We start from the raw sequence: 18,211 nt of genomic DNA, 5'->3' as shown, positions 1-18,211 counted from the left end.
GCTGGGAAATCCCAACTCCGTTTTAATCAGCTACTAGATTTTTTCTACGTTAGCTGCTTGTGGTCCGCGGTTGCCTTCTTCGATTGTGAATTCAACTTTTTGACCTTCTTCTAAAGTTTTGAAACCTTCAGATTGGATTGCTGAGAAGTGTACGAATACATCTTCGCCGCCGTCTACTGCGATGAAGCCGAAGCCTTTTTCTGCGTTAAACCATTTAACTGTACCTTGTGTCATGTGTAATGACCTCCTAAAAAAAAATTAATAATAGAGATCCTTCAATTGGTAAAAAAATACACTTACTAGAGAGTGAATCGCAAAACACGATCCCCTTCCAATAAGTGAATGTATTAATTACGATGAACCGATTTCTTTATTACAATCATTATATAACGATATAGGCCTAAATGTCGAACAAAAAATTTACAAAACATCGGAATTATCAGCCTTTTACATAGTAAATTTCGTTTTTACAGCAGATTTTTCTGATGCACAAGCAAAGAGGCAATATCATTGTATCCACGCTTTTCTGCATGCTCAAGTGGTGTAACACCGTCTTTATCCGCAATATTGGCATTCGCCCCTGCATCAAGTAATAATTTTATGATTTGCTGGTAATTTCCGCTACCATCTCCTAAAATAATAGCTTCAAGTAGCGCCGTCCAGCCGAGGTTATTAATATGGTCTACATCACTTGCTGTATATTTTAAAATCCATTCAACTGCATCCACAGATCCTCGCTCACAGGCTGAAATTAATCCACTGGCACCATAACGATTTGTAATGTATGGATTCACTTTTCCATTCATCAGCTCTAAAAGCTCGGTATAGCCCTCTGCTGCCGCATATAAGTAGGGTGTATTTTTTAAATCATCTTGCTGATTCACATCGGCGCCTGCTTCAATTAAAAGCTGCACAAGCTCTATATGATGATTGTATGTAGCCATCATTAATGCAGAGCGGCCTCGGCGATTTGTCACATGTACATTTTGGCCATGTGTTATATATCGTTTTATTTCTTTAAGTTCTTGGTCTTGAATAGCTCGAAACCATGTAGGTTCCTGGCCATCTTTTTTCTTTTTATAGCCCAGCGCCACACCCACTGAGAGCGCGAGCATCGCTAATTTATTGCGATTTTTCATAAAAGCAAACACATCCTATAGTCGATTAATACGCAATGCCGACACGTTTTTTTGAAAATAAATGCTCGGTCATTACTTTGTACGTAAAGTCTGCGGTGTCATAAACGGATATGCGTTTTCCTTCCTCAGGCAGTAAGTCGGCTTCTACACGGTAGTTGCCAAGACGTTCGCCCATTGGCAAGGCTGTTGGGCAAACAAGTGTCCAATCAAGCGTCGTTTGCTGCAACATATAAAATGTTTTTGCGTGTTCCTCCGCCGCAAATTTTTTCGAGCGACGAGATTCCACAGAGTCATAGCGAAGTTTGCCTGGCTCTAAACGACTATCTAAAATACCCGCTGTGCCAATAGAGACGATTCGATTGATTTGAAGTTTCAAACAAACGGCAATCATATGTTTCATCGAATCCGTCAGCGTCGTCGTTTGATCTGTGCTAAGTGACGATAGGATAATATCGGCTTTTGCTGCCGTTTTTTCAATATCCTCATATACTTTCGCATCTCCAACAATAAGCGTTAAATTTGGATGTGTAGCTAATTTCGTCGCATCACGCACAAGTGCTGTTACATGATGCCCCTCTTCTAATGCCTTATGTAAAAAAACAGTTCCGACGCGCCCGGTTGCGCCAAATAAAGCGATGTGCACGACTTACTCCCCCTTTGTTTGAATGATATTGGTATCTTTATTGTAATTTATTTTTTCGTAAAATAGTTAGAAAGTGCCCGCTTTGTAATCAAAAAGAAAAGGAAGCCCTATAAATTGGCTTCCGCATCTCATTGTTCTATTCTTTTCTTACCTTTTTCGTCAAATATTTGTTCATAGAGTGCATCATCACCTGATTGCTCGGATAGTGGTACGCCCGAACGATAGGCTGCTCGCGTAATTAAATGACCCGCTACTGGTGCTGTTAAGAACACAAAAATAATGCCTAATAGCAAACGAACACTGACGTAGTTTGTTGATGCAATTAGATAAACGAACGCGCCTGTCAGTGCGAGTAATACCGCAAGCGTCGAGCTTTTCGTTGCCGCATGAGAACGTGTATAAACATCAGGCATTCGAATAATCCCAAACGCACTAATGACACTCATGATACTCGCGAATAAAATAAGTAACGCTGCAATTAACTCAACGATTTGATTTGCGTTCAATAATAACACCTCGCTCAATATATTTTGAGAATGCAATCGTCCCAATAAATGATAGAATGCCAAGAATCAAAATAACTTCTAAATAAGCTGTCGTATTTTGAAGCAGCGAGATAATCGCAATCATCGACAACATATTAACACCAATCATATCAAGCGCCACAACACGGTCTGGTAGTGTTGGACCCTTTATGACACGATACAAGCAAATGACTACTGTAATCGTAAAGAAAATGAGCGCAATGGTAAGGATTCCTTTAATCATCATAGCGACGTGTCACCTCCTTAATGGCATCTTCAAATGACTGCATCGATTTTAAAATCGACAGGCGTGTATCGCCCATATCCGTTGCATGAATATAAAATACATTCCCAGATGGTGATACTTCCATTACGACTGAGCCTGGCGTTAATGTAAGAAGTAATGCCAGTGTCGTCACTTCTGTTTCACTTTTTAAATCGGTTTTATACGTAAAAATCCCCGGTGTAATATCCATTTTCGGGCTTAAAATTTGCTTGAAAACGAGAATACTCGACATGATTAGTTCTCTTAAAAACAACAGAATTAATTTAATAATAGCTACGACACGACGCAAATAGAACGGTGTACCGAAGAAGCGATGCATTAAATAGAGCACGACGATACCGATTAAAAATCCACTAAAAAACGTCGTTAAATGGATTTTATTTTCATCCTTTAATAGCATCCATAGTACCGCGATAAATAAATTTAATAAAAACTGCGATGACATATCTCGTACACCTCCTACTTCCCTAAAATCGCTTCTATATAAATCGATGGGTCTGCGAGTACGCGCGCCGCATCCGTCACATATGGTAATACCATTTCTGCGCTTGTTCCTAAATAAAGCGATACAGCACCAAGGGCAACGATGGATAAAAGCATCGGCTTTGGTAGCTTGACCTTATTTTCATCTGCAATCATCGTTTCACCGAAAATCGCATGTAGCATCACGCGCAGCAATGAATATAAGATAATGACACTTGCGCCAAATCCAATTGCAAGTGACACATAAGAGCCTGAGGCAACAAGCCCTTCACCCATCATCACTTTCCCAACGAAGCCGCTAAATGGTGGCATCCCAGTCAACGACACCATGACCACTAAAAACATCCAGCCGAATAACGGATAATGGCGAATGAGACCGCTCATATCGTCATAGCGCTCCTGCTTCGTTAAATAAATCATCGTGCCACAAATTAAGAACAGCATTGCCTTGCCGACCATATCATGCATCATATAATAAATAGCCCCTGCATAAGCCGCTTCATTATTTGCGCCAAGTGCTAGTAATACAAAGCCGACACCAATAATGACATTAAACGCCGCAATTTGGCGAATATCTCGGTAAGCGAGTGCGCCAAGTGACCCTGCAATTAGCGTAATAATCGCCATAATGGTAATAAGTTGATGTGTGATTTCCGGTTGCGCCGTAAACATTAATGTAAATGTTCGAATAATCGCATACATCCCTACCTTCGTCAGCAGTGCCCCAAACATCGCCGCAATTGGCACAGGAGGCACGCTGTACGAACCAGGTAGCCAGAAGAACAGCAGTAAGCCACCCTTTAAAGCAAACACAATTAAGAAAAATAGTGCGATCGTCGTAATTAGTGGATCTGGCCCGACCTCTTGGACACGCTGTGCAATATGTGCCATATTTAGCGTTCCGATTGTGCTGTATAAAAAGGCAATCGCTACAAGGAATAGCCATGACGCGATAATATTTGTGATAACGTATTTCAATGATTCGCGTAGCTGCTCTGTACGACCACCAAGTGCGATGAGCGCATAAGAGGCCAGTAGCATAACTTCAAAGCACACGAATAAGTTAAAAATGTCGCCTGTTAAAAACGAGCCATTTACCCCTGCAAGCATCAGCAACATTAAGGGATACGCAAACATGCGCTCATAGCGTGCTGAGAACGAGCTAAAAGCATATACCATACAAAATAGCGTCACAATCGTTGCAATTAATACGAGTAATACCGCAAATGGATCCGCTACAAATAAAATGCCAAATGGTGGTTGCCAGCCACCGAAATCAAGGCGTAAAATCCCATCTGTATGCACATGTTGTAACAGCACAATGCTCATGCCAATCATTACAAGAAGTGTCACCACAACGAGTACGCGCTGTACATAGCGGTAGTTACGTAAGAAAATGAGTAGCACTGCCATAAGAATTGGGAGCACAAGTGGCATCGCAATCAAGTTAGTCATGCTCATCACCTCGCAACTTCTCTAAATCGTCGGTACCATTTGTTTTATAGGCACGAAATGCGAGCACAAGCACAAAAGCCGTCACCGCAAAGCTAATGACAATCGCCGTTAAAATCAAGGCTTGTGGTAGCGCATCTGTATACGGGCCATCTGCAGTTTGATTACCAAGCAGTGGTGCCTCCCCTTTTTTCACTTCACCAATTGTTAAAATTAATAAATGCACCGCATGAGATAATACGGCAGTCCCTAAAATCACGCGAATGACATTGCGTGATAATACTAAATAAGTGGCGACAGAGACGAGTACGCCGATTAATAAAATCATTAACGTTTCCATTAGTCTCCGTCCCCCTCTGCAATACTTACGATGATTGTCATAACGACACCAACAACCGTTAGCGCTACGCCAAGCTCAAATAGCATCACCGTACCAAGTTCCTTTTCACCAAGCAGTGGAATATGGAATTTCTTTGCTGCTTGCGTTAAAAAATCGACGCCGAATAATACTGAGCCAAAGCCTGTACCGACTGCTAAGAAGACGCCTAGCGCGGCCACTTTTTTAAAATCGACAGGAATGCCTTTTTTCACTTTTTCAATGTCGAATGTGACATATAATAATACGAAAGCTGACGCGATGACTAAGCCACCGATAAAGCCGCCCCCTGGTGAATAATGCCCTGCGAAAAATAAATAAATCGCTAGCGTTAAAATAATAAATACGACAAAGCGTACGACCGTCCTTAAAATAACATCATTAATTCTCATGGCGGTCGTCCCCCTTCTTCGTTCTAAATTTAATCATCGTATAGACGCCAATTCCCGCGATGCATAGGACAACAACTTCAAGCATTGTATCAAATGCACGGAAATCGCCTAAAATCGTATTAACGATATTTTTACCACCCGCAAGCTCATAGGCATTTTCAAAGAATGACGAGATGGTTTTAAATTCATTGAAGTATAAAACAGATAACGATACCGCAACAACAAGCAAGCCAACTAAAATCGAAATTGTCGCATTCGTCATTTTTTGGCGATGCGATGTTTTCTCCGGCTTCCACGTTGGTAAATACGTGAAGCATAGTAGGAACAGTACTGTTGTCACCGATTCCACAATAAGCTGTGTCAGCGCTAAATCTGGTGCACGGAAAATGACGAAGAAAATCGAAATTCCAAAGCCGACAACACCATTTAAAACTGTCGCTGTGACACGCGATTTGGCAAACAGCATCGCTACTGCCGCCACTGCCATTACAAGTACAAGCAATACCTCATACACATGAATCTCTGCATTATTTTCCATGCTAAAGCGGAAAGTATCACTAAAGGCAAAGTAGCTGCCAACGACTAAAATTAAAAAGCCATACATATACAATGAATAATGACGCAGCGACCCCGTCATATATAATTTCGTAATAAAGGATGACACATTTTCACCCTCAGCCAATACACGATTAAATGCATTGTTTAATGTGAATTGTGCCGGAATCGTATTGTAGATATTGCGCCATTTTGATAATGTCGCATATAATACAAAACCAAAAACAACGACACCAATCGTCATCCATAGCTCTGTATTAAAGCCATGCCATGCATAGACATGCGGCGTCATATCCGTCATTGATGCAAGCCCTGGATAAACGCTCAGCATTGCCGGTGCCAAAATGTATTTTGCGAGCACATTTGGAAAGAAGAAAATCGTAATGACGAAAAATACGAGCACGAATGGCGAAATCAGCATGCCCATTGGCGCCTCGTGAATATGACGATCCTGTGGTAGTTTTTCCGTCGTACCAAAGAATGTTTTAAAAATAATAATCATGCAATAAATAAACGTAAAGACACTCGCTACCCAGGCAATGACTGGTACAAGCGCTGTTGCACTTGAAAGCGTAAAGATATCGAATTCAGCAACCTTTAGTGCCGATGTTAAAAACATTTCCTTACTCAAAAAGCCGTTAAAAGGTGGTAACCCCGCCATCGACATACTGCCAATCACAGCGATTGTAAATGTCGCTGGCATAATCGTCATCAGGCCACCAAGTCGGCGAATATCACGCGTTCCCGCTTCATGGTCAATAATGCCGACCATCATAAATAGCGCCCCTTTAAAGGTCGAGTGATTCATTAAATGGAATAGCGCAGCAAACGCTGCCTGCGTATAAATAATCGTAGACGCATCAATATCTACATGAAACGCTAGAGAACCCATACCAAAAAGACTCATGATTAAGCCAAGCTGACTGACCGTTGAAAATGCAAGTAGCGCCTTCAAATCGGTCTGCTTCACCGCATTAAATGAACCCCAAAACAGCGTAATCAGTCCGACAATCGTTACCGTCCAAAACCACGTCAAATCGTAGGCGAATACTGGCGTCAAACGAGCGACGACATAAATCCCCGCCTTTACCATTGTTGCGGAATGAAGATACGCACTCACTGGCGTTGGTGCCTCCATCGCATCCGGTAACCAGATATGGAACGGGAACTGCGCTGATTTTGTAAACGCACCAAGTAATACACAAATCATTGCTGGAATGAAAAGTGACTCATTCGTAAGCGCTGGCATCTCAGCAATGATTTCACGAATGCTGAAGCTGTCCGTCATCGCGTGCAGCATAATAAAGCCAGCTAACATCGCGATACCACCCGATACGGTAATAAGCATTGATTTTCGTGCGCCTGCCTTCGAAGCACGTCGATGATGCCAAAAAGCGATTAATAGGAATGACGACACACTTGTTAATTCCCAAAATGCATAAAGCACCATCAAATTGTCTGAGAACACGACGCCGAGCATCGCACCCATGAATAATAGTAAGTAGCAATAAAAGTTATGAAGTGCCTCTTTTGTGGATAAATAAAAGATAGAGTATAACACGACGAGTGCCCCTACCCCCGAAATTAACAATCCAAAAATCATACTTAGACCATCTAAGTAGGTTGTAAAATTAATGCCGAGCGATGGCATCCACTCATATGTATACGTTCGTGTTTCACCTGAGGAAATCAGTGGAATAAACCGAGCAAATAGAATAAATACAGTCACTGGCACGAGCAATACGAGCCAGCCGATTTTTATTTTTGTGAAAAGTTTATAAATAAATGGAATAAGTGCAGCCATTAGTAATGGTAAAATAATCGCTAAATGAATCGTCACAAATCTTTTGTCCCCCTTTTGTAATTTACTTGACGTTACTGTGGTAACCCATCATAATAGAAAGCCATATAGAGAAAAAAGAACACCCTATTATTTTTCTTGCCTGAAACACCACATTAAAACACATAATAATAAGTACTATTTTGCACTTAAAAAATCTATTTTGTGTTATTTTTATACTAAAATTATACACAATCCTCTCGTGCTTTTCATTCAATGAGGGTTGCTTTTGCATGAAATTATATTGAAAATACAAAAAATCGTTGAAAAGGTGGGAATTTCTGTGAAATATCTACGCGGACGTATGGATGAAAGCATTTTAGTATGTGTATACTACGGTCCAAACGGAGAACGCTTAATTCGCAGAGGGCATGAAATCGCGCAAATGCTAGATTGCCCTTTATATGTACTAACAATCGATCGTCTACCATTAGATGAAATCGACTCAACAAAACGTGATAGTATCGAGCATTGGCAAAAACTTTGTGACGAGCTTGAGGTTGAGGAATTTATTATTAAAGATGATGAGGACCGCCCGATTCAGCGTGTCGTTGCAGAAGTTTGCCATGACCTAAATATTACGCAGGCTATCATTGGTCAAACGGCACAAAGTCGCTGGGAGGAAATCACGAAAGGCTCATTCGTCAATTTATTATTGCGTGCGTTGCCATTCGTTGATTTACACGTCGTGTCCGTTGAACGAGAGGTTGTCAATTCAAATGATGCGATGTTTGAAAAGGGTGCACGCGCTTATTTAGTAAATGAAGACGACCGCTACAAAGTTACATTCGTATGTAAGAAAAACGTCATTTGTGAGGGCATTTTCTTTAAAGAAATCGGGACGGATTTTGAAAATGGTATCTTCAAATTTATGTACAAAGGTGCGCTGCATGAGGTACCAATTGATGAAGGCGCTGTCGACGAGCTAGACGCGAAAAAATTACCAGAATTTGAATCAGCATAAATAAGAAGAGATTGGAACAGACGTGTAAAAACAACCGCTCCGATGAGCATAAAAAAAACCGGAATTGCGCTGTGGCGCGGTTCCGGTTTTTCGTTGCGAACGCGAAAAAAGAAAAAGGACGTATGTTGTCCTAACCGCTTCTTTTTCGTTATACTTTGCGGTCGTTTGGCATCCAAAAGCCAACAATCCCGAGTAGGGGCAGGAAACTGACAATTTGCATCGTCGCCATAATACCTATATGGTCCATCAGCATACCAATGACGACAGAGCCGAGTGCACCCATCCCAAACGATAAGCCAACCGTTAAACCAGACATCATACCGATTTTATCTGGCATCAGCTCCTGTGCGTAAACAACCGTTACAGAAAAGCTAAGCATAATGCTAAAACCGATAATAAAGGCAAGGATCCATGCGCCCCAAAGTGGCACATATGGCAACATAATCGCAAATGGCATCGGAATAATCATCGACGCCATAATAACGGTCTTACTGCCAATGCGGTCTGCAAGTGGTCCGCCGAAGAACGTGCCGAGTGCGCCAAAGAATAAAAAGACAAATACGACAATTTGCGCTGATTTCACATGTAAATCGTAGTGATCCATCAAGTGGAAAACATAGAAGTTTGTAATGTTCGCCACGTAAAAGGACCGTATAAATAATAAAAATAATAACAGGCCAAGTGCAACATATACTTGCTTCTTCGACAATGCCGTAAATTTAGAAATGAGCGTACGCTTTTTATTTGAACGTTTTTCCTCTTCTAATACACCACGGTACCAAAGGGCAATGCGCGATAACACAAAAATCCCAACGGCTGATACGATTAAAAACCATGCCGCACCGATTTGACCAAATGGTACAAGTACGAATGCGCTAATTAATGGTGCGAGTGACTGACCAATATTGCCACCTACTTGGTAAATCGACTGCGCGAGTCCACGCTTTGAGCCCGCCGCCATAAACGACACCTTTGAGCCCTCTGGATGAAAAATCGCAGAGCCAAATCCTAAGAAAATCATCGACACAATAATCCATGTATAGCTTGGTGCAAGCGCAAGTCCGAGTATGCCGACAGACGACGAAATCATCGCTAGCGGTAACCAAAACGGCTTCGGCTGCTTGTCACTGTAGTACCCAAATACCGGCTGCAATACCGATGCAATCATTTGCAGTGTAAATGTAATAAAGCCAAGCTGTGTGAACGTTAAGCCGAGCTCCTTTTCAAGCACCGGAAACATCGCTGGCACAACGGCTTGTAATGTATCATTAAATAAATGGCAAAATCCAATCGCTAAAATAATTGGATAAATTGGATTGCCGGTCACCCCTGTTGTCTTATTCATGAAATCTCCCCCTCCTCAGTATACAGAAAAATCTGTTAATTGTTGTTCGTTTTTTACCACAAAAAAAGAGCAGCTCATTTTTGAGCTACTCCGCTATAAAATTACGCTTTAATTAATTGTTGAATATCTTTTAAATGTGGCATCGCTGTAATCGCGCCAGATTTAGTTGCGGCCATTGCACCTAATTGATTCGCAAAATAAACGTAATCAAAAGCTTGGTCTAATGTTGTTGGCATGCCTTCTAAATGGATTTGACGTAAAATCCCCGACATAAAGGCATCCCCAGCACCCGTTGTATCCACACAAACGATTTTAATTGATGGGACGTGACGTGTTTCACCGTTCATCACTAAGTAAGTGCCATTTGCGCCGACTGTAACCATCACAAGGCTAATATTATAGGCTGCTAGTTTTTTAATACCTTCTTCAATTGTTTCTGTTTCCATTAAGAACAGTAGCTCTTCATCAGCTAGCTTTAACACATCTGCTTTTGATAAGAACTCAGCAATCGTATCATGGCATTGTTTTGGACTTTCCCAACGAAGTGGGCGAATATTCGCATCCATTGCGATAATCGCATCATGCTTCACAGCTAAATCAACCGCTTTTTTCGTCGTTTCAAGTGCTACCGGGTGGAACATCGTATTGGAACAGAAGCTAAAGACAGAAGCTTTTTCAAACGCTTCTTCCACTAAAGAATCCGCTTCTACTTGTAAATCAGGTGTTTCATCAATATAGTTTGTAAACATGCGTTCATTGCCTTCTAATAAATGAACATCCACACTTGTTACGCGTTTCTCTGGAACGATTTTTGCATAATCTAAACGAACACCTTCCGACGTAATCTCATTGCGTACGAAATCAGATACCTCGTCATCACCTGTAACTGTAATTAATGCGGCCGGTGCGCCAATACGTGCTACGCCGGCTGCCACATTAACCGTTGTTCCCCCTAAAAACTTCGTAAATGTTGTATTTGTTCGGTCGTTTGAAATAAAATCAACAAATGCGTCCCCATATAATAAAACGAATTCTTTTTTGGACTGTGTCATTGCTCTGCTCCTTCAAATTAATATGTCTCCTTATCGTACCATAGAAGTCAGACGACAGGAAAGCTACATGAAAAAGAATTACATCAATTTTTTCGAAAATGTGAAAATTCTACTGTATGCTCTATGTCTATTGAACGCTTTTTTATGTTCTGTCTGCTATACTGCTTTGTAGAGGAGATGATTTTTCATGGTAGTAACCATTCGACCAGCGAAGCCGGAAGATGGCGTACTTGCTGCGCCGTTAATCGTGGATGCAATTGATGAAATCGCAAACCACTTAACAGGTGAAGAGGATTCTGAGAAAGTATTAGAAATGTTAAATGTTTTATTTAAAGGTACAAAAAATCGCCACTCATATTTAAACACATATGTAGCAGAACTCGATGGTGAGCTAGCAGGCATCATGGTCGTTTACGGCGGTGATAAAGCCGAAACACTCGATCACAACTTAGAAAAATGGCTAGCAGATAAAGGTGCACCGGTTCCAAAAATCGAAATCGAAGCGCGCCCTGATGAATTTTATATTGATACGATCTGTTCTTCACGCGCACATCGCGGACAAGGTGTTGGCACAGCGCTGCTAAACTATGCCGATGTTGTAGCGAAGGAAAAAGGCTATCAGAAAGTATCGCTAAGCGTTGAAAAACAAAAGGTCCGTGCACGTCAGTTATACGAACGTGTCGGCTTTAAATTTTCTGAGCCATGGATGATTATTGGCGAAGAATTTGACCATTTAGTAAAAGAATTGCATTAAAAAAAGAGGCGCGCAATCATGCGATGCCTCTTTTTTATTCATAGCGCGCGCCCTGGGATAAATCCTCTAGCGCCTCTTTATTTAAAATATGAATCGAACGTCGTTTCTTTTCAATAATCTTTTGTTCGACGAGTTGCTTAATAACACGATTTAAATGGCGATGTGTTGTACCAAGTAAGTCTGCAATCTCACTAATACTCGCATACTGCATTTCATAAGCGAAATGCTCACTATCTGTGACCGATAGTAAATAACTCGCGAAACGTTGGTCAACGGATGATAATAAATTGACACGTGATGCGGTTGTATTCGTCTGTAATTTATACGTCACTTGCTGTAAAAGTGATTTTAAAAATGCCGCGTTATTCATTTCAAAACGACGTAAATATTCAAAAGACACCGCAATACATAAGCAGTCGGTCACCGCTGTAATTTGAGATTGCACCGGTACATGACGAATAAATTCAATATCCCCGATAACCGCAAATGGATGATTGAAACGTAGTAATAGCGACTTACCGTTCCCTACACTTGCCGTCACTTTTATCGTTCCTTCTACTAAATAGAGTAGCGCCGTCATATCCACACCCTCATCAAGCATGATCTCGCCCGCTTCAAATGACTGTAAAATGAATGGGTGCTTTTCTAGCTGAGGAAAAATGGTGTCAAAATGATACGCCATTAGTTTTTCATGCAATAACTGGTCATTCTTTACAATTTTCATTAGAAGCTCCCCTTTTTGGACATATGTCCTTTTTCATTATAAAAAGAATTGTTATGATGAGGAAAGTGAATTTACTTGAGGAGAAAAAAATTATGAATAATAAATTACTTTATCCGCTGTTAATCATTGTCGGCTCAAGCTGTTACGGGATTTTATCAACGATGATTAAAGTAGCCATGCAACATGGCTTTACTACTTCTGAAGCGGTCACAGCACAATATGCAATCGGCTTTTTATTAGCGGCCGTATTATTTATTTTGACACAACGCAAAATGCCTCGCATGTCAGGCAAAGGATTTTTGATTATCATGTTTGCGGGTTTGTTCACCGGAACGACTGGTATTGTTTACGGGCAATCTGTCCATTATTTACCCGCTTCATTAGCGGTAGTAATGCTTTTCCAATTTACATGGATTGGTGTATTACTAGATTGTCTTATCCATCGTCGCCTACCAAAGCGCATGGAAGTCATTTCAATCATCATTTTAATTGTCGGTACCATTTTAGCTGCCGGCGTACTTGATGCTGATTTAACAGGTCTTGATTGGCGCGGTTGGGTATTTGGTTTTGCTGCTGCCTTTAGCTTTGCTTGCTTTATGCAGTTCAACTCAAAACCAGTCGAAGGTGTGACACCGATTAGCCGCATGCTGATTATGTCACTATTCGCTTTAATTATCGTATCCCTTTTCCAATCACCAGAAGTAATGGTCAACGGAAAATTATTTACAACAGATCTTTTATACTTTGGTCTAGCACTTGGCTTCTTCGGGATTATTTTCCCGATTATTTTATTCTCGATTGCCGTACCAAAAGTTGGCGGCGCAACAGCATCTATTCTGAGTGCAACAGAATTACCGGTAGCTATCATTGCATCAGTTATCGTGCTAGGCGAAGTATTAACGCCCCTACAAGTTTTCGGCATCATCCTTGTGTTAGGTGGTATGATTTTACCGACCTACCTAGAGCAACGAAAATTACAGCTACACACAAAAGGGACTGCACATTAGTGCGGTTCCTTTTTTTCATGTGTGGGTAAAGGATACTATAGGGAGGCGAAATATAAATGACAATCACTTTTTTAATGCTCGCTGTTGGCATCGTCATGGGCGTCACTGAATACTGGGTAATTGGCAATTTTCTACAACAAGGTATGCCAAAACAAACAGCGATGATGATTGCTTTTTCCTTTTTATCAGCTGGCATTATTTTTATCGTAATTGGTTCACTTGATCTCGGTCTAGCGTTCATTTTGTATCTTGGTATTCCAGTAGTCATCTGCGCCGTACTGTCACTTATTCGCGTAGCAAGAATTACCCCAAAGAGCTAAGAGGAGTTTTTTTCTCTTAGCTTTTTTGCATAAAAAAAGAATTGCGCTATTTCACGCAATTCCTTTTTTTAACGAGATACGGGCATCATCACCGTACCGAGCTCTTCGTCTTGATAGACACGTGATGTCACACCATATACATCATACACACGTTCAACCGTTACGACTTCTTCTGGTGCGCCCTCTGCGATAATATGACCATCCTTCATCATTAAAATATGATCACTATAACGCAGTGCCTGATTCATATCATGCAGCACCATCACAATTGTCAGCTCATGCTCGAGATTTAATTGCTTCACTAAATCAAGCAGTTCCAGCTGATAATAAATATCCAAATACGTTGTTGGTTCATCCAAGCATAAAATCGATGTGCGCTGTGCTAGTGCCATCGCTATCCACACACGCTGACGTTCACCGCCAGAGAGTGCTGTGAGCGAACGGTCTCGTTTATCTAATAAGTTTGTAGCTGATAGCGCCCAGTCAATCGCCTCGTCGTCTTCAACCGTTTGACGCTTCAAAAAACGCTGATGCGGCACGCGACCAAATGCGACAAGCTTCTCAACCGTTAGCTCCTCTGGTGTTGTATTATGCTGATAAACGATTGCTAGCTTTCTCGCAAATTCTTTTGGCTTAAATGCTAAAATATCTTTCTGCTCAAGCGTCACAAGCCCGCTGCTCACCTTATGATTACGTGAGATAACGTTTAAGAGCGTTGATTTCCCGCTCCCATTTGGTCCAATAATCGTTGTGATTTTCCCTTTTGGAATATTCGTCGATACATCTTCTAAATGATTACGGCTTCCGTCATATGACAATGTTACATGTTCAATGTTCATTTCGCTCGGTCACCTCTTCGCAGTAAGAAAATTAAGAATGGTCCACCGATAATGGCCATCAATGTAGATGCCGGAATTTCTTGTGGCGCTACAAGTGTACGCCCTAAAGTATCCGCGATTAAAATCAGTAATGCACCCGCTAGCATTGAAAATGGAATGACATATTTATAATCATTGCCGACAAGTCGACGTGCAATATGTGGAATCAATAGACCAACGAATGAAATAACACCAGCTACTGCTGTCGCAATTGCTGATAATAGCACCGCTACTGCCGCAATGACAATACGTGCCGTCATCAACGGAAAGCCTAGACTGCGTACGGTTTTATCATCTAATGTTAGTAGATTACACCATTTCACTAATAGCACCGCAAGCACTAAACCAATCGTGCCATACAGCACCATAATTTCTACCTCTGTCCACGTTTTCATCGTCATATTCGATGTAAACGAACCATCAATTGTGACGTTCATATAGCCACAAATCATAATAAATGCCTCGCGTAGACCTGTGAATACCGCACTGATGGCGATACCAACTAAGATCAAGCGCATCGGCTCTAACCCCGACTTCCACGATAGTACAAAGACAAGGAAGCATGCAAGCGCCCCGCCGATAAATGCAAAGAGTGGTGTGAAGAAAAATAATGTCGGTAAAAATGTAATGATGAACATCGACATAAAGCCCGCACCTGCTGAAATACCGATGACACCCGCATCTGCAAGTGGATTACGCATAACTGCTTGTAGCAATGCACCCGCTACCGATAATGCTGCACCCGCAAAAATAGCGATAATAATTCGAGGGAAGCGTAAATCTTTAATGACTGCAAAATCCGCATTTTGTTCACCGAATAATGCCCGAATAAATTCACCTAGCCCCATGCTGACACTACCTGTTGTCGCCGAGAAGAAAATCGCCACCAACAGTAAAATCGTAACTACTGCAAAACTTATGATTCTTTTTGTCATCTTAATCCCCTATTGTTCTTCATAAAAAATTCGATACAATTCTTCTAGCGCATCATCCACTTGTAGATTTGCTGTCGTTTGGAATAACGGTTCCTCTAAGTCATAGACACGACCATTTTTCACCGCATCAAAATGCTTCCACACTGTATTTGTTTTAAATTCTTTATCAAACATTTTCATTACTTCATCTGGCATACCATGTGCCATACGTAAAATAATATCTGGCTTACTTTGTTGCAAGTATTCTGTATTCGAGGCTAAGTACTCCTCTGATGGTCCCTGAATCGCATTTTCGCCTCCAGCACCTTCAATTAAACTTCCGATGTAAGAATTATCTGTCGCAACTAAATAGCTCCCTGGTACACCTAAAACAGCCAATACTTTCGGTTTCTTTTTATCAGCTGTTTTTGTTTTTAATTCCTCGAGCTTTTTATCAAATGATTTTGCTAATTTTTCGGCTTGCGCCTCCCGATTAAACTCTTTCCCTAATGCTAAAATCGAATCCTGCATTTGCTTCACACCTTGTAAATCGATAAACTCACCATTTACATTAATGTTCTTCACAGCAGGCTTTAAATCATATTCTAATGTCGTTACAGAAATGAAAACATCTGGATTAAGTGATTTTACAACTTCCATATCCGGATTCATCGCATTCCCAATCTCCGTTGCCTTCGTATAGCGCTCAGGCATTTTAACCGTTGACGTTGGAACACCTACAACCGAATCAATTTCAAGCTTATCCAAAATATCTGCTACAACCATCGTGCCTGCAACAACTGTTTTCGTTTCAGACGTTGTTTCTGCTGCAGCCTTTTCCTCTGTCTGTTTATTACCACAAGCAGCAAGTACGAAGAGACAGCTTATTAAAAGGAGTAACCAGCTTTTTTTCACGTTACTTCACCTTTTTCGCAGTACCAAATTTCAATTTCATTGTGTAGGAGTGGTAATAATTTTGTGATGGAATCTCAACACGCGTTTTTACTTTTGTCATTTTCTTAGCACTTAAGCTTTTCACTTTAAATTGAACAACACGTGTATTTTTCTTTTTATTACGACTTATGACTTTATTGCCACCTGTTGTCGCAGAGAATTTTTTGATCCAGTTACTTTTCTTAATTGTAATACGAGCCGTCATTTTCCCATTTTTCACCGTTACGATAGCCGGCTTCACAAAATAGTCGTTACCATATGATGCAGAAGTTCCTTGTACATTCATTACCGTGTAATTTACTTTGTATTTCCCGTCTTTTAGTTTCGCTTGACCTTCTTGTGCCGGTATTAATGACAACGCAAGAATAAACGCGAATGCAATCGCTAAGCATTTTTTCATTTCCTAAACCCTCCAAATATAATTGATTATCATTCTCATTTAAATTTTAAACGATAATTACGGAACGTCAATGAAATACGCGTTTTTTAGGCAAAAATCCATGTATATGCACCATTTCTAGTTAAAAATCCATGTTTTTTCTATTTCAGAATAACAAACGCTGTCAAGTATTTTTCTTGCTGAAAACATAAAAAAAGTGACCATAATTGATCACTTTTCCGAATGTAGCGTGGCTACGACTATTTCAGGTGGATTAAAAAGACGAATATTGACGCGACTATTTCCAAGACCTCGACTAATGACTTGCGTCAATTGGTCCTGTCGCTCAATTCCTTCAATATGTGTTGGGAACAAATTCATTTGATGATCTACAAGACCACCGATACCAGGAATTCTTATTTGACCACCATGTGCATGACCATTAAATGTTAAATCAATACCCGCATTCACATAATCCTGATAATATTCAGGGCGATGCGCTAATAATAACCGAAATGTTTCTGTATCAGTGCCTACTAAAGCTTCATTCAGCATTTGCGCTGTCTTTTTGCCGTTTAGTGGGTCATCAATACCGATAATATCAATCGCAGCACCATTTCGATAATACGATAATGTTTGATTTTCTAATACATGTACGCCAATATCTTTTAATAATTTTGTGATTTGTGGTACATCATTTAAAGATACTTCATGATTGCCATTCACATAATAAACAGGGGCAATTTTTACAAAGCCTTCAACAGCCTCTAAACTCTGGTCTAAGTCATAATGGTAGCGATCAACTAAATCTCCCGTAATCACAATCATATCTGGCTTTTCATTTTTCACTTTTTCAATAAGTTTACTCTGCTCATGCCCAAATTCTGCATGATGCAAATCCGAAATTTGCACAATCTTTAAACCATCCATTTCTTTTGGAAGCTTTTTTAACGTAATTGCGTATTTCGTTAGATGAAGCCATTGCTGATTAGCATATAAAAAACAACCCAATAAGCCTAGCGTTGCTATAATCGCTATCCATTTTTTCATCCTAATCATCCTTCACATATCCACTGTATCGTAAAAGAGTCATTGTTGGCAAGTTTCCACAGTATTTTAGACAATAAAAAAAGCACTGACTTCTGTCAGTACTTCGGTGTGCCTAGCAACGTCCTACTCTCGCAGGGGGAAACCCCCAACTACCATCGGCGCTAAAGAGCTTAACTTCTG

Annotated in this window: 22 protein-coding genes and 1 rRNA gene; 4 read left to right on the top strand and 19 right to left on the bottom strand. The window is 40.7% G+C overall.

The window, feature by feature from the left end:
- Positions 1-33: 33 nt before the first annotated feature.
- The 10 genes from ACFSY7_RS08735 to ACFSY7_RS08690 form a co-directional block, all read right to left on the bottom strand.
- Positions 34-234 carry a cold-shock protein gene (locus ACFSY7_RS08735; RefSeq protein ID WP_126989573.1) on the bottom strand — a complete coding sequence of 67 codons (201 nt, stop codon included), beginning with the start codon at positions 232-234 and terminating at the stop codon, positions 34-36.
- Positions 235-467: 233 nt separating this feature from the next.
- Positions 468-1,139 carry an ankyrin repeat domain-containing protein gene (locus ACFSY7_RS08730; RefSeq protein WP_380147620.1) on the bottom strand — a complete coding sequence of 224 codons (672 nt, stop codon included), beginning with the start codon at positions 1,137-1,139 and terminating at the stop codon, positions 468-470.
- A gap of 25 nt (positions 1,140-1,164) precedes the next feature.
- Positions 1,165-1,782 carry an NAD(P)-dependent oxidoreductase gene (locus ACFSY7_RS08725; RefSeq protein ID WP_139996076.1) on the bottom strand — a complete coding sequence of 206 codons (618 nt, stop codon included), beginning with the start codon at positions 1,780-1,782 and terminating at the stop codon, positions 1,165-1,167.
- Between the two features lie 128 nt (positions 1,783-1,910).
- The gene (locus ACFSY7_RS08720; protein WP_380147619.1) at positions 1,911-2,288 is read right to left on the bottom strand and encodes a Na+/H+ antiporter subunit G; all 378 of its coding nucleotides are present in this window, start codon (positions 2,286-2,288) and stop codon (positions 1,911-1,913) included.
- Complete coding sequence (locus ACFSY7_RS08715; protein ID WP_126989595.1) at positions 2,266-2,550, bottom strand: Na(+)/H(+) antiporter subunit F1; 285 nt, start codon at positions 2,548-2,550, stop codon at positions 2,266-2,268. Before ACFSY7_RS08715 ends, ACFSY7_RS08720 begins: the two co-directional genes overlap by 23 nt.
- A complete protein-coding gene (locus ACFSY7_RS08710) occupies positions 2,543-3,037 on the bottom strand; it encodes a Na+/H+ antiporter subunit E (protein WP_126989577.1) in 495 nt (164 codons plus the stop codon). Before ACFSY7_RS08710 ends, ACFSY7_RS08715 begins: the two co-directional genes overlap by 8 nt.
- Before the next feature lie 14 nt (positions 3,038-3,051).
- On the bottom strand, positions 3,052-4,530 hold the full coding sequence (locus ACFSY7_RS08705) for a Na+/H+ antiporter subunit D (protein ID WP_380147618.1): 1,479 nt from the start codon (positions 4,528-4,530) through the stop codon (positions 3,052-3,054).
- The gene (locus ACFSY7_RS08700; RefSeq protein WP_139996068.1) at positions 4,523-4,867 is read right to left on the bottom strand and encodes a Na(+)/H(+) antiporter subunit C; all 345 of its coding nucleotides are present in this window, start codon (positions 4,865-4,867) and stop codon (positions 4,523-4,525) included. The genes ACFSY7_RS08705 and ACFSY7_RS08700 overlap by 8 nt, the downstream gene beginning before the upstream one ends.
- Positions 4,867-5,295, bottom strand: a complete 429-nt coding sequence (locus ACFSY7_RS08695) for a Na(+)/H(+) antiporter subunit B (protein ID WP_126989580.1) — start codon at positions 5,293-5,295, stop codon at positions 4,867-4,869. Before ACFSY7_RS08695 ends, ACFSY7_RS08700 begins: the two co-directional genes overlap by 1 nt.
- Positions 5,285-7,690: a Na+/H+ antiporter subunit A gene (locus ACFSY7_RS08690; RefSeq protein ID WP_380147617.1), complete on the bottom strand. Its 2,406-nt coding sequence runs from the start codon at positions 7,688-7,690 to the stop codon at positions 5,285-5,287. Before ACFSY7_RS08690 ends, ACFSY7_RS08695 begins: the two co-directional genes overlap by 11 nt.
- A 283-nt stretch (positions 7,691-7,973) precedes the next feature.
- On the opposite strand from ACFSY7_RS08690, the gene ACFSY7_RS08685 reads away from it, so the two are divergent.
- A complete protein-coding gene (locus ACFSY7_RS08685) occupies positions 7,974-8,654 on the top strand; it encodes a histidine kinase (protein WP_126989582.1) in 681 nt (226 codons plus the stop codon).
- Between the two features lie 148 nt (positions 8,655-8,802).
- On the opposite strand, the gene ACFSY7_RS08680 is transcribed toward ACFSY7_RS08685, so the two are convergent.
- Positions 8,803-9,999, bottom strand: a complete 1,197-nt coding sequence (locus tag ACFSY7_RS08680) for an MFS transporter (protein ID WP_126989583.1) — start codon at positions 9,997-9,999, stop codon at positions 8,803-8,805.
- 101 nt (positions 10,000-10,100) lie between these two features.
- Complete coding sequence (locus tag ACFSY7_RS08675) at positions 10,101-11,051, bottom strand: carbohydrate kinase family protein (RefSeq protein WP_380147616.1); 951 nt, start codon at positions 11,049-11,051, stop codon at positions 10,101-10,103.
- Positions 11,052-11,238: 187 nt separating this feature from the next.
- Here ACFSY7_RS08675 and ACFSY7_RS08670 point away from each other — a divergent pair, with 187 nt between their 5' ends.
- Positions 11,239-11,805: a GNAT family N-acetyltransferase gene (locus tag ACFSY7_RS08670; RefSeq protein ID WP_380147615.1), complete on the top strand. Its 567-nt coding sequence runs from the start codon at positions 11,239-11,241 to the stop codon at positions 11,803-11,805.
- Positions 11,806-11,839: 34 nt separating this feature from the next.
- Here ACFSY7_RS08670 and ACFSY7_RS08665 read toward each other — a convergent pair whose 3' ends face one another.
- A complete protein-coding gene (locus ACFSY7_RS08665) occupies positions 11,840-12,529 on the bottom strand; it encodes a Crp/Fnr family transcriptional regulator (protein ID WP_126989586.1) in 690 nt (229 codons plus the stop codon).
- Positions 12,530-12,621: 92 nt separating this feature from the next.
- Between ACFSY7_RS08665 and ACFSY7_RS08660 the strand changes: the two genes are divergently transcribed.
- Together ACFSY7_RS08660 and ACFSY7_RS08655 are read left to right on the top strand one after the other, a co-directional pair.
- Positions 12,622-13,536: an EamA family transporter gene (locus tag ACFSY7_RS08660; protein WP_380147614.1), complete on the top strand. Its 915-nt coding sequence runs from the start codon at positions 12,622-12,624 to the stop codon at positions 13,534-13,536.
- A gap of 56 nt (positions 13,537-13,592) precedes the next feature.
- Positions 13,593-13,856: a hypothetical protein gene (locus tag ACFSY7_RS08655; RefSeq protein ID WP_380147613.1), complete on the top strand. Its 264-nt coding sequence runs from the start codon at positions 13,593-13,595 to the stop codon at positions 13,854-13,856.
- Positions 13,857-13,924: 68 nt separating this feature from the next.
- Here ACFSY7_RS08655 and ACFSY7_RS08650 read toward each other — a convergent pair whose 3' ends face one another.
- From ACFSY7_RS08650 to rrf, 6 genes are all read right to left on the bottom strand, one after another.
- A complete protein-coding gene (locus ACFSY7_RS08650) occupies positions 13,925-14,695 on the bottom strand; it encodes an ABC transporter ATP-binding protein (protein WP_380147612.1) in 771 nt (256 codons plus the stop codon).
- Positions 14,692-15,669 (bottom strand): FecCD family ABC transporter permease, encoded by a 978-nt coding sequence (locus ACFSY7_RS08645; RefSeq protein ID WP_380147610.1) that lies wholly within the window; start codon positions 15,667-15,669, stop codon positions 14,692-14,694. Before ACFSY7_RS08645 ends, ACFSY7_RS08650 begins: the two co-directional genes overlap by 4 nt.
- A 9-nt stretch (positions 15,670-15,678) precedes the next feature.
- Complete coding sequence (isdE, locus tag ACFSY7_RS08640; protein ID WP_380147609.1) at positions 15,679-16,563, bottom strand: heme ABC transporter substrate-binding protein IsdE; 885 nt, start codon at positions 16,561-16,563, stop codon at positions 15,679-15,681.
- Position 16,564: 1 nt separating this feature from the next.
- The gene (locus ACFSY7_RS08635; RefSeq protein ID WP_380147608.1) at positions 16,565-17,002 is read right to left on the bottom strand and encodes an NEAT domain-containing protein; all 438 of its coding nucleotides are present in this window, start codon (positions 17,000-17,002) and stop codon (positions 16,565-16,567) included.
- 210 nt (positions 17,003-17,212) lie between these two features.
- Positions 17,213-18,031, bottom strand: coding sequence for a metallophosphoesterase (locus tag ACFSY7_RS08630; protein ID WP_380147607.1), 819 nt, complete (start codon positions 18,029-18,031; stop codon positions 17,213-17,215).
- Positions 18,032-18,141: 110 nt separating this feature from the next.
- Positions 18,142-18,211, bottom strand: a 5S ribosomal RNA gene (rrf, locus tag ACFSY7_RS20315); the annotation flags it as partial.

Source organism: Kurthia populi, from assembly GCF_042686175.1.
Lineage (GTDB): Bacteria > Bacillota > Bacilli > Bacillales_A > Planococcaceae > Kurthia > Kurthia populi.
Note: the sequence above shows the minus strand (reverse complement) of the source record. Positions and strands in the feature narration are given on the sequence as shown.